General features: G+C 43.4%; 12 protein-coding genes. 8 read left to right on the top strand and 4 right to left on the bottom strand.

What is annotated here, in order from left to right:
• Positions 1–4: 4 nt before the first annotated feature.
• Both ORQ98_RS14420 and ORQ98_RS14415 read right to left on the bottom strand, forming a co-directional pair.
• Positions 5–796, bottom strand: coding sequence for an energy transducer TonB (locus ORQ98_RS14420; protein WP_274689512.1), 792 nt, complete (start codon positions 794–796; stop codon positions 5–7).
• Positions 797–1057: 261 nt separating this feature from the next.
• A complete protein-coding gene (locus ORQ98_RS14415) occupies positions 1058–3079 on the bottom strand; it encodes a TonB-dependent hemoglobin/transferrin/lactoferrin family receptor (RefSeq protein WP_274689511.1) in 2022 nt (673 codons plus the stop codon).
• A 149-nt stretch (positions 3080–3228) separates the two neighbouring features.
• On the opposite strand from ORQ98_RS14415, the gene ORQ98_RS14410 reads away from it, so the two are divergent.
• Together ORQ98_RS14410 and ORQ98_RS14405 are read left to right on the top strand one after the other, a co-directional pair.
• Positions 3229–3381 (top strand): hypothetical protein, encoded by a 153-nt coding sequence (locus ORQ98_RS14410; protein WP_274689510.1) that lies wholly within the window; start codon positions 3229–3231, stop codon positions 3379–3381.
• A gap of 142 nt (positions 3382–3523) precedes the next feature.
• Positions 3524–3850, top strand: coding sequence for a Rieske (2Fe-2S) protein (locus ORQ98_RS14405; RefSeq protein ID WP_274689509.1), 327 nt, complete (start codon positions 3524–3526; stop codon positions 3848–3850).
• Here ORQ98_RS14405 and sfsA read toward each other — a convergent pair.
• A complete protein-coding gene (gene sfsA, locus ORQ98_RS14400) occupies positions 3806–4582 on the bottom strand; it encodes a DNA/RNA nuclease SfsA (RefSeq protein WP_274689508.1) in 777 nt (258 codons plus the stop codon). The two genes, ORQ98_RS14405 and sfsA, sit on opposite strands and share 45 nt — an antisense overlap.
• A 295-nt stretch (positions 4583–4877) precedes the next feature.
• On the opposite strand from sfsA, the gene dksA reads away from it, so the two are divergent.
• Both dksA and gluQRS read left to right on the top strand, forming a co-directional pair.
• Positions 4878–5321 carry an RNA polymerase-binding protein DksA gene (gene dksA, locus ORQ98_RS14395; RefSeq protein ID WP_274689507.1) on the top strand — a complete coding sequence of 148 codons (444 nt, stop codon included), beginning with the start codon at positions 4878–4880 and terminating at the stop codon, positions 5319–5321.
• A 76-nt stretch (positions 5322–5397) separates the two neighbouring features.
• Positions 5398–6303, top strand: coding sequence for a tRNA glutamyl-Q(34) synthetase GluQRS (gene gluQRS / locus ORQ98_RS14390; protein WP_274689506.1), 906 nt, complete (start codon positions 5398–5400; stop codon positions 6301–6303).
• Here gluQRS and ORQ98_RS14385 read toward each other — a convergent pair.
• Complete coding sequence (locus ORQ98_RS14385) at positions 6300–8426, bottom strand: flagellin N-terminal helical domain-containing protein (protein ID WP_274689505.1); 2127 nt, start codon at positions 8424–8426, stop codon at positions 6300–6302. The two genes, gluQRS and ORQ98_RS14385, sit on opposite strands and share 4 nt — an antisense overlap.
• 199 nt (positions 8427–8625) lie before the next feature.
• Between ORQ98_RS14385 and ORQ98_RS14380 the strand changes: the two genes are divergently transcribed.
• From ORQ98_RS14380 to ORQ98_RS14365, 4 genes are all read left to right on the top strand, one after another.
• Complete coding sequence (locus ORQ98_RS14380; RefSeq protein WP_274689504.1) at positions 8626–9093, top strand: helix-turn-helix domain-containing protein; 468 nt, start codon at positions 8626–8628, stop codon at positions 9091–9093.
• On the top strand, positions 9090–9404 hold the full coding sequence (locus tag ORQ98_RS14375) for a hypothetical protein (protein WP_274689503.1): 315 nt from the start codon (positions 9090–9092) through the stop codon (positions 9402–9404). The genes ORQ98_RS14380 and ORQ98_RS14375 overlap by 4 nt, the downstream gene beginning before the upstream one ends.
• Positions 9404–9649, top strand: a complete 246-nt coding sequence (locus ORQ98_RS14370) for a VapC50 family PIN domain-containing toxin (protein WP_274689502.1) — start codon at positions 9404–9406, stop codon at positions 9647–9649. The genes ORQ98_RS14375 and ORQ98_RS14370 overlap by 1 nt, the downstream gene beginning before the upstream one ends.
• 250 nt (positions 9650–9899) lie before the next feature.
• Positions 9900–11417 carry a hypothetical protein gene (locus tag ORQ98_RS14365; RefSeq protein WP_274689501.1) on the top strand — a complete coding sequence of 506 codons (1518 nt, stop codon included), beginning with the start codon at positions 9900–9902 and terminating at the stop codon, positions 11415–11417.
• The last annotated feature ends 166 nt before the right edge of the window (positions 11418–11583 follow it).

The following is an 11583-nucleotide window of genomic DNA, read 5'->3' as shown; positions in this document are numbered from 1 at the left end:
ATTATTAATTGAGTTTAAAAACTACTGACTGGATGACTGTAGACTCAACTGGCTTACCTGCTAGCAACATGGGAGAGCATTGTGTTCTCTTTACCATTTTGAGTGCTTCCCTATCTAACACCGGATAACCAGAGCTTTTCTGAATTGAAATACTTTCCTTGCCACCCCTTTCATTTAACTCCACTTTTACTAATACCTCTCCTTGCTGATTGCGACGTTTTGCTCTAGAAGGGTAATTAAGTTCAGTCTGAGAGCAACGAGGCTTTGCTTGAGCATTCTTATGACTAGAACCCAGCGATTTTTTTGATACCACAGGTGTAGTACTTGCCACTTGAGTTTGTTTTTGTGGTTTTTTAATTGGTTTCTCAGTTTTTTTCGCAACCACGGGTTTAGGTTTAGGCTTCGCTTTTACTACCTTTTTAGCCGGTGGCTTTTTGACTGGCTTTGGTTTGACAACTTTAGCTATTTTAGGCTTTGGCTTAACGGGCTTTTTCTTAACTATTTTCTTAGCTGGTGTTTTTTTGGTAACAGGCTTAGGGGAAGGTTTTGGCTCAACTTTAGCAACTTCTTGCTTAGGTTCTGGTTGTTTGGGAGGTTCTAGCTGTTTTTCCTCAACAGGCTTTGCTTGAGCAGGCTCCACTACCCGTTGTTTAAAAGTGACATGCTGAAGTTTAAGAGGTGAACTTAACGCAGCCATTGCCTTTGGCGTCACTTGTGGTTGTTGCTGAAGGAACAACCAAAGCCAACCATGCAATAGAACAGACACACTGATGAAAAGCAGCAACAACCGGTTCATAACCAACTTTATCAAAATCAACTTAATGATAATGATTATTAACTACAAGAAAGCGCAAATCAATAGTGGACCCTCATGTGGGTTCACGTTATTTAAGTAATACATTAATGAGTTGCTGACAGAGTAGTTTCCAAAATACGGGCTAGATAAGCGATACAAAACTCGCAGCAAGTCCATCCCTGGATGCTCTAATCGGCATCCCTGCCTCATAAGGTTTTGTATCGCTCATCCATCCCCTTAAAGCTCAACGTAGAGATACCATTAGAACTTATAACTCACCGCTACTTTGGCATTAATCCCTGATTCATCCAGTTGTGAGAATGCTGTTCGATAATGGCGATCAGTAACATTATCTATACCAAAGTCTACCCTTAGCCCTTCCATTTTTTTCTGACTAGGCTCCCAACTGACATAGACATCTGTCACCGTATAGCCATCATAATTAGACTGAGGGTTACCTACAGGCACTCGGCCTTGATTCTTGGCATGAGTCACCCTTACCCCTGCCGTAACATCACCTTGCATAAAGTAACGATCTAACCCAACCACCGTTTTATCGGCAGGAATATTCTGTAAATATTGACCACTGTCTTTGTCTTTACCGCGAGTACGACCATATGAAAAATTAACCCCAAAATCACCTGTCTTATACTGGGAGTCAAACTCGTAACCTTTTAGTTCCGCATCGCGAACATTGACATAAGTAGTCGTACGTCTTTCAACTTTCTGCTCAATATAGTTATCTACATCATTTTTAAAATAAGTCAGGCGCATACTTAAAATATCGCCCTGGCTGAGCAAATCATTAAATTTAAAGCGGGTACTAAGCTCTTTATTTTCTGCCTTCTCAGGCTTTAAGTTTGGATTAGGAACAAAACGGTTTGTAACAGTTATTGGGGGTGCTGGAGGTGGAAGATCAAAGCTAAAATGGGTGCCAGATACATACAACTCTTGCAGACTAGGTGCCCTAAAGGCTTCACCATACAATGCATGCAAGGTTAACCAGTCAACAGGGTTATAGCTAATTGCCAGCGACTTAGAAAGCTCATTTTCGGTTTGATCTTTACCTACTGAATTATCGTCTGGCCTGTTATCAAACTGATCAAAACGAAAACCTGGCTGTATCGTCCAGTACTCACCTAGTGGAATCGCCAGCTTAGTGAATACACCCCATACCGTGCTCCGTCCATCGGTAAACTCTTGCCGGTCTGCACCATTACGTTTGCCTTCAACCCGATCCTGGTAATAGTCCAAACCATAAGTCCAATCAACCCAGCTGAGCTCCGAGGTATTAACTAATGAAAGACCAGTGGTACTATAACGAATAGAGTCATGCCTTGGCCCATTAGTTTTTCTAAACTCATTAAGCTTGGTGTAGTTGTGATAAACACCGGCATTTACATTTACCCAGTTATTATTTTCTGGCTTTAATTGATAGCCAACCACCCAATTATTTTGCTCAATTTTACGGTTAATTAATGGGTTAGACCGCGCTGAAATATTGGTAGAGGGATTGGACGGCACATTCTCATCAATATGCTTCATATGGTAAGAAAACTTAAGCATTTCATCTTCAGCTAAATGCCAGCGCCATTTAGCTAGCCCACCCTTGTGCCGTGTAGCAGAATTTTCTAAATCTTTACCACTACCCAGCCTTAGCTCATTACTATCTGTATAAAAGGTGCTTAGTAAATAATCGGTATTACCTAAACGGCCTGCTAATGTTGTATTGTTACGATTATCATGATCCGCTGACTGATAAGCTTGCTTTACTTTAACTGCAAAATTTTCATCAGGATCAAGAATGTCATCAGCATCAATGGTTGTCAGGCCAATAGCACCACCTATTGCGCCACTCCCCCACAAAGAACCTGCTGTACCTTTAACCACCTCAACAGACTTGAGTAATTCTGGATTAATATAAAATAACCCACGGTGAGCACCATCACTGAAATTTTGCCGCGCACCATCAATCACTTGAACAATTCTACGCTCATCTAAACCACGAATGTTAACTCGCTGTGATGTTTTCCTTGGCCCAGCTGATACCTGTACATTCGACAAGTGCTTTACTGTATCGGCAATACTATCCGGCTGCTGTAGTGAAATAGACTCGCTATCGACCTGATCTACTGATTTAGGCTCTTTCTGGGCAGTTGTTTCTGTGCGTGTGGCGGTTACCACTACCTCATCAAATGTGACTTTTTGACTGGCCCAACTAGAAACGCTAACAGCTAGTGCACTGGCTAAAGCAGTGAGCTGCCAATATGGCTGCTCTGGCATTGGAATATCCCCCCAGATATTGGAGGCTGTCGCAAAAGCACTTCAAAGCAAGTCCCTTCTCACCTGTGGGGGAGAAGGTTAGGATGAGGGGGCTAGTCTGCCACTGCAAGACTAGCGACAGCAACTTTAATTGAAATAAAGAGTGCTGGTTGTTCCGCGTAGCGGTGGCTTTAAAGCAATTACACCCTCACCCCAGCCCTCTCCCAGAGGGAGAGGGAGCTAAAAATGCTTTTTGTGACAACCTCATTGAAAAGAAAAAACTCACTGAAGCAGATACTCCAGTGAATAAGCTAAGTGAGTAGTAGCACAATGAATACAAACGCAAATGATAATAATTATTATTTACAAGTCAATAGATTAATTGCCTAACTTCCGCCCTTTGAGGTTTAAGCAAGAAGTTTTAAAGTAGGAAGAAGCAGACCGCAGGAACTATTGGAAATTGGTGTGATTAAACTGTGTCATATAGATGAAATAAAAGAAGGGGAAAGCCGAGGCTTTAAAAGTGGCGAGTACAATGTATTTGCAGTTAAAAAGCAGGGGGAGATTTACCTATACCACAACAGCTGCCCTCACCTAGGCATTAGCCTGGAATGGATGCCAGACCAGTTTTTAGATATGGAAGGCAGCTTGATTCAATGTGCTACTCATGGCGCTTTGTTTTTAATCGAATCTGGCGAGTGCATTGCAGGCCCCTGCCAAGGTGATTGCCTGCTACCGTGCCCGTTTTCAGTCCATCAAGATGGACAGATCTACATCCAAGTTACGACGTAAGCAATCATAAACAGGTAATGGCTTAACCAGTTCAATTTGCTCTGCTGATAAGTCAGCCTGATAAGCAATCACTTCAACACCCACTTTGATTGCCTCTCTCAACAGATCACTGTATGTGGAATCAATAGCATCGGCTGGAGCCACTTTTTCAATGCCATGGTGCTGCACACAAAACAGCAGCACCGCACGATGGCCAGCTTCCACCATTTCCATTAACTCACGAATATGCTTCGCACCACGGGTGGTCACTGCATCAGGAAAGATACCCCAGCCATCACCAATGGCTAACGTGACATTTTTAACCTCTACATAACAGTCCACTAAACCCTCACCTTTTAACAAAAAGTCTATGCGGCTGTTCTCTTTCCCATAGCGAACTTCTTTATTAATTTCGCTATAGCCTTGTAATTCGGTTATCACGCCCTTATCTATAGCTTCCCTGACCAGATGATTCGCTCGGCCAGTGTTAATGCCTGCCAAGTAATGGTCAACTTTGCCATCCTGATGAGTAATTGGGGTCTCTACTATTTCCCAGGTGTGAGGATATTTTCTCTTCGCTTGGTTAGAGGTAGAAAACCAAACTTTGCTACCTGGTTGGCAACAGTTTTTCATTGAGCCCGTATTGGGACAGTGAATGGTAATTTGCGAACCATCCGCTAGCTCAATATCGGCCAAAAAGCGCTTATAGCGTTTTATGAGGACGCCTTGTTGGCAAGCTGGAGTGAACTTCAAGCTGATATCCCTAGATTGAATTCAATCAAATGTGTGCAGTCTAACGATAAATCGACCATACTAGTTAAGTTGGCAGCAGTTCACAACACTTGGTAATAAAGGAGCAGCTTTTTATCACTTTGATAATTTGGGAAGCACAGCTTCCTCAAATAAATCAGTAGCTTCCTTTTAAGCTATCTGGTAGTTTCACCGCTCCTAAAAGGAATTGATCCGGTTAGAGCGGGCAGATGAACCAAAGTGACATAGCCAGCTGCTGATCGATGGGAAAATTTCTTGAATGTGAGGCTGTAAAAATATGTCAGCACAAAATAAGACAGATACCGGCAACCTGTTAAAAAGCTTCACTCCTTACCAGGCGCAAGATGGTGAGGAATATATGAATGAGAAGCAGCTTGCCCACTTTGCAGGCATCTTGCAAACCTGGAAAACAGAACTGATGGAAGAGGTTGACCGCACCGTCTCCCATATGAAAGACGAAGCAGCTAACTTTCCTGATCCTGCCGACCGCGCCAGCCAAGAAGAAGAGTTCAGCCTTGAGCTAAGAACGCGTGACCGTGAACGTAAACTAATCAAAAAAATTGAAAAGACCTTAGAGCGAATCGAAAGCGACGATTACGGCTTTTGTGATGCCTGCGGTGTAGAGATTGGTATTCGCCGACTAGAAGCAAGGCCAACAGCAACGCTATGTATCGACTGCAAAACCCTGGCTGAAATTAAAGAGCGTCAGACAGGTATCTAAGAGTAATACCGCTAATAAATACATCATATGCCATGGCTTCCTTTTACCATGGCATAAATGCTCTGCTACCAAGTGAATGACTGCCCCGCAATATATAGGACGTTTTGCCCCATCCCCCACTGGCCCATTGCACTTTGGCTCGCTAGTTGGCGCCGTTGCCAGCTATCTTGACGCCAAAGCTAACCAAGGCCAATGGCTGGTTCGTATTGAAGATATTGACCCTCCCCGTGAACAACCTGGTGCCGCTGATTTAATTTTAAAAGCCCTTGAGACATATGGCCTTTATTGGGATGGCCCGGTGATTTACCAATCACAGCGGAGCGAGCTATATCGCGCAGCCTTGGCAAACCTACAGGCTGAAGGCTTTAGTTTTTTTTGCACCTGTTCACGCAGGCAGCTAACAGGCCAACCGGTTTACCCTGGTTACTGTCATGATAAAACCTTAGCGCCAGATGATGATCACTCCATCAAAATCAAAACAGCCAACCATAAAGTGATTTTTGACGACCTAATTCAAGGGGTTCAGCAATGTCAGTTTGGTGTTGATGATGGTGACTTTGTGGTGTTTCGTAAGGATGGCTTATTTGCTTATCAACTCGCCGTAACCGTCGATGACCAAGAGCAGGGAATTACTCATATTGTTAGAGGTTCTGACCTACTGACATCCACCCCCAAGCAGTGCCTGCTACAGCAGTATTTAGATTATCAAACCCCTTTCTATGCCCATCATCCAGTGATTAATAAGGAAGACGGTAGCAAGCTCAGTAAACAGACTTTTGCTAACCCACTACCACTAGATACGCCTGCTCCACAACTGCTACGCGCTTTGACTGCTCTAGGGCACAGCCCACCCAAAGCTTTAGCCAGTAGCTCAGTAAATGAAATTATTGAGTGGGGAGTTCAGCACTGGCAACTACCAAAAGTGCCAAAAATGATGGGAATACCTGAAGCGGTATTACAGGAAAAAATCAACCAAGGCTAAAACTCTAATAGCTTTAATGCCTGCTGAGACCTTAGGTTTGCCTGGGCTAATACTGAAATAGAGGCTTGTTGTAACAATTGGGTTTTAGCCAGATTGGCCGTTTCCAATGCAAAGTCTGCATCTCTGATTCGTGACACTGCTGAAGTCAGGCTATCTCGCTGATTTAGTAAGTTGTCCACATTTGCAACAAAGCGGTTCTGTAAAGCACCCACTTGAGCCTGCTGAAAAGCCACCCGCTGCAAGCTGTTATCCACTGCGGTAAGTACTAGGTTGGCGCCAGCTACAGTACTAATGCTGGCAAACTTGAGAGGGATACTATCAGCCAAGTCACCAAACTCGCCTACGCTAAAGCCAGCATTGGCTATCCCCCCAGATGCGGTAGTTGAGCTTAAGGTGATTCTACCTGCAGACACTAGCTCAATAGCGCTTAGGTGGGGGTTATTATTGTTAATCACGCTAGGGATGGGAGGCTCTACTGTGGAAAAGCCAGCCTCTGCAATGTTGGCGGTTTGGTTTTCAAACACAATATTGCGACCATCAGCCGCTTCAAGCCGAAATGAAGGGCCAATACTACCAGCTGTAAAATGGGGGTCTACCACAAACTCAGCCACTACCCCAGTAGAGCCTGTATGCTGATTAACTGAGCTAACCACTTTTCTGGCTATTTCTTCTGTGGTATCAGCCGCACTAAAATTCACCTCAACCGTTACCCCGTTAATATCCACTGACTCTTGCCGGGTATTGCCTGGGGTAATGGTATAGCCTATAACCACATTTGGCAGTGCCCTAGCAACCACTCCCGTTTGGTCACTCACGGCATTAATGGCTGCCGCTTTGGCAATAGCACTGGCGCTTTTTGCTGTTGAGGAGGCATTGTCATCTAAGCTTGAAGAAGCCCCAACGGATACGCCATTAATCACTAAATCACCTGCAGCCAAAGCCACACTAGCCACACGTCGACCAAGTGCCACACTATTGCTGCCACTGAAAGTGTCAGACCTTAGCCCAGTAATTAAGTGGCTATCACGAAACTGTTGGTCCAACTCAATCAGCCCACCGGTTTGAGAGACCAAAGTAAAAGTACCTGAGTAAACTTGCGCCGCACCACTATTACCTATCCCCACAGCGGCAGAAATCCCTGAAAGATTGTCATCGTACTGAATGTTTCGGCCATCCGCAGCTACTAAAGAAATTCCCGTATTGGTATTGCCCGTATCAACCGCCGTAACTTGAGTTAACCCAGAAGCCCCATTAATAGCATTCACTACCCCTTGTCGGTTCACATCAGCAGACTGGGCTGAATTAGTAGAGACATTAATGGCTACACCGTTGATATTGATAGTGGTTGCCGCAACAGCCGCATTAGTAGCTACCGGGCCAGAATAACCAACAGTATTAGCATTCACTCTGGCAGTTACACCGGTTAAGGTGGTTGCTCGGTTAATCGCAGCGGCTTTAGCAATAGAGCTGAACTCTGGGTTAACCGTTGATAGCTTGTCGTCTACGCCAAGAGAGTCGCCAATTTCAATTCCATTAATAATCACATCACCAAGGGTAAAGGGAAAAATACTTCGAGAACCTCTGGTTGAAGAAACCCCAGCAGTGAGTGAAGTGCCAAGAGAAGCAGTAGTGGTATTAGGAATACTTAGCTGAATAACTTCACCTAAATCCACCCCGGTCTGAAATATATGACGATTAAAACTACCATCAAGCAACTTCTGACCATTAAAGTCAGCATTTGTCGCTGTACTGTTAATTTCTTTAATTAACTGCTGAGCCTCTTCATCCAATGCTGCCCGGTCAACCTCATCGTTATTGCCATTAGCCGCTTGCAAAGCCAGCTCCCTGATACGCTGCAAGCTTTCAGTAATAATACCCAAGGTACCTTCGACTGTTTGCAGCAAAGAAACACCATCATTGGCATTACGGACACTGGCAAACGTACTGGAAATAGTTGTATCAAGCTGAATGGTATTCGCAAACCCAGCGGCATTATCTCTTGCCCCATTAATCCGTAAACCTGAGCCTAATCGCTCAAGAGCCGTATCCTGCGCCCGCTGGTTTTGATTGAGATGCCGTTGCACCAGCAACGAAGTGAGGTTGGTATTTATAGACTGCACCATAATCCACCCACACTATCCGCCACCCTGGCGTCTGTCGCAAAACTACTGAGACATCCGCTCGGCAGATATGACAAAAACTTTAGGATTTTTTTAAGGATAGATGGTTTGGGGAGTGCCAGCACTTTTTGATTGGCTTTTGTTTATTTTGATTATTTCAGATATTTCAGTTAAGCTAAACTTGTTATAGGAGGCCCTAATAATGAGTATGAAACCAATTCCAACCGCTAGTGGTACAAAGAAAAAGCAAAAGCAGTTATTGAACTCTCTAGTTAAAGTCCGATACCAGTTTGGCAACCCTCAGCCTATTAAGTTTGAACTGGGAGGAGAACAATTTGAGTTTGTTGACTCTGAGATTAGTCAATCGTTAATCACAGTTATACAAGAGGCCGCACAGGTACTAGCTAAAAACCCCAAAGCAAAACTTCATGTTAAAGCCAGTCAGTCGGACAACCCTCTAACCGCTCAAGAGACTGCCAATATAATCGGAATGTCTAGACCAATGGTGGTTAAAGCTATAAAAGCCGGCGATTTACCTTACTTTATGGTAGGTAAGCACTATCGTATTCAAGAAAGTGATGCTCTAGCATTTAAAGCACGTCTACGTCAGCAGACAAAGCACGCATTAGAAGAAATGGCTGATTTGGACAACGAGCTAGGCATAGAATGACGATTACTGCAAATGTGCTGTATCCATTAAAGTTACGTGGAATGCTATTATGGGTTGCGTACCAAGAAGGATTTACACCTGTTTGGAGCACAGAAATCCTTGATGAATGGATACGCAACCTAAAAAGAAATAACCCTGAACTTTGTAGCAAGAAATTAGAAAAGTCATGTGCTCAAGTAAATCAAGGTTTCCCTTATGCTTGTGTAACCCATGAGAAGTTAAGCAGTTCTTATCACAAGTACCTAAATTACCAGATGAAAATGACAGGCATGTCGTGGCTGCTGCATTGGCCAGTGAAGCTAATTATATAGTGACACACAATTTAAAAGACTTCCCCAACACAGCTCTAGAACCACTGGGAATCAGAGCATTATCACCAGATAACTTTTTCAAGCTATTAATCAAAAGCCACCCCAACAAAGTTTATCAAGGTATAGAAGAAGCTCGAAAGCGCTGGAAAAACCCACCCTTTAGCCAAGAGGATCTTATTACTTGTATGCAAAAAAATAAGCTACAACAGTTAGCACGTTTTATTGCTCAGCACAAAGAAGGGTAGGCTTGGCCCTACCAACTTTCATTCTTAATTAGAAGCTCTGACTTTTTGCCCCCTACCTGATACTCAAAATGATCGAGTTAATCATTAAGGATACAAATTTTTACTTAACTCTCACTGCAATAAAAACAAGCTCATCAAATTAAGCAAGCACATACACACAAACAAATAAAGCTCAACACTTGTTGTATAACAATATCGCCAGATTATAATCGAGGGCATTTTATTGGTATGAAGTAAGGCCAAGTATTTAATGAAGCTATATAAGTATTTTCAAATTTTTGTTTTAGGTGGTAGTTCTCTTCTTTCGTCTTTTACATGGAGTAGTGCTCCTGGAGTGTGCTGGTATTACTCCTGTTATATTACAGAAGACATTCCTGAGTGTGGCACTTGTTACTCTACGCCTAAAGCTGGGTGTGATGCTGAAGTGACTGAAGATAGGTACCCAAGTAATGACAGAGTTTATCATAATTACTGGACACGTGGTTTTTACGGTACAAAATATTCATGTGGTGTAAAGGTTGACTGGGGGGGAGTAGCCTGGGTTGGTGATATGTGGCAACAGTCAACACCTTGCCAGGGAGACAAACCTTACCTTGATCCAGAAACAATGAGCTGTATTGGAAAAAACTCACCTCAGCTAAGTCAGAATGGAAGTGGAGACTGCACCGCTCCAAGTACAACACCTGCTGCAGGAAACCCAGTACGTATTTCCACAGGCAATAAATATCAAGTAGAAAAGATTTTTAACTATCCCTTACCCGTAAATATTTCTTATAACAGCAGTAACGGGCAGTGGACGCATAGTTTTTATTATCAGTTAAGTACTCTTGAAACGTTGCCTGAATACAAGCGTTATTCGCGTCCTGATGGTAAAATTATAGCATTTTATAATAATGATCCATTGGAAGCAGGCTCCATAACACTTGCTGCAACAGAACAACATAATGCTAATTGGCAGGTAAATTATCATGGCCAAAAAGAATATTATGATAATGCAGGCCATATTTTACGCATAGAATCTAAATCTGGCAATGTCCTTACCTTTACTAGGGCAGGTGAAGTATTAACAGTTGCAGACTCTACTAATAAACAGCTCAAACTAACCTTCAATGAAAAACAGCAGCTGATTAAAGCGGAGTCCATTGATCAGCAAAAAGCAGAGTTTATTTGGGATGATAAAGACCGCTTAACTCAAGTAAAACGTCCTGGAAATAAAACCCGCCAATACCATTACGAAAACGAAGCCTTCCCCTACCACCTCACGGGCATCACCGACGAAAACGGTGTTCGCTTTGCCACTTGGACCTATGACAATCAAGGCCGTGCTATCAGCTCTGAACATGCTGGCGGCAAGGAAAAAGTCACCCTGGAATTTCATGATAATAACTCCACCACTGTTACTAACCCTTTAGGCAAGAAAACTACCTACCACTTTCAGCAGTTTAATGGTGTAAATAAAGTGGTGCGTGTGGCAGGCCATCAGTCTGCTAACTGTGCTGCAGCTAATAAAGAATACAGCTATTACCCCAATGGTTTGCTCAAGACCAAAACCGATTGGAAAGGTAATACCACTGAGTATAAATACAACGATCAGGGCTTGCAGATTGAGAAGACAGAAGCTGTAGGTACGCCGCAAGCGCGCACTATTACTACAGAGTGGGATGTTGAGAAACGCTTACCTTTAAAAGCCTCAGATGGCCAGCTGGAAACTCAGTATCAGTACGATGAGAAAGGGCTGTTGATTAATAAAAAGCAGGTGAGTAAGTAGCGCTCTTTTAAAACAGGGAGCCTAAAAGCACACCGAGCCAAGTTCCTTCTCCCCCACGGGGGAGAAGGTTAGGATGAGGGGGACGAGTCTGCTTTGCAAGACTCGTGATGACTGTATTTTTCCTAAGAAAGCAATGACTTTTTTTCTACATAACGGTCACTCGAAA

Origin of the sequence: Spartinivicinus poritis (assembly GCF_028858535.1) — a bacterium.
Lineage (GTDB): Bacteria > Pseudomonadota > Gammaproteobacteria > Pseudomonadales > Zooshikellaceae > Spartinivicinus > Spartinivicinus poritis.
This window is presented reverse-complemented; position numbering and strand designations above follow the sequence as displayed.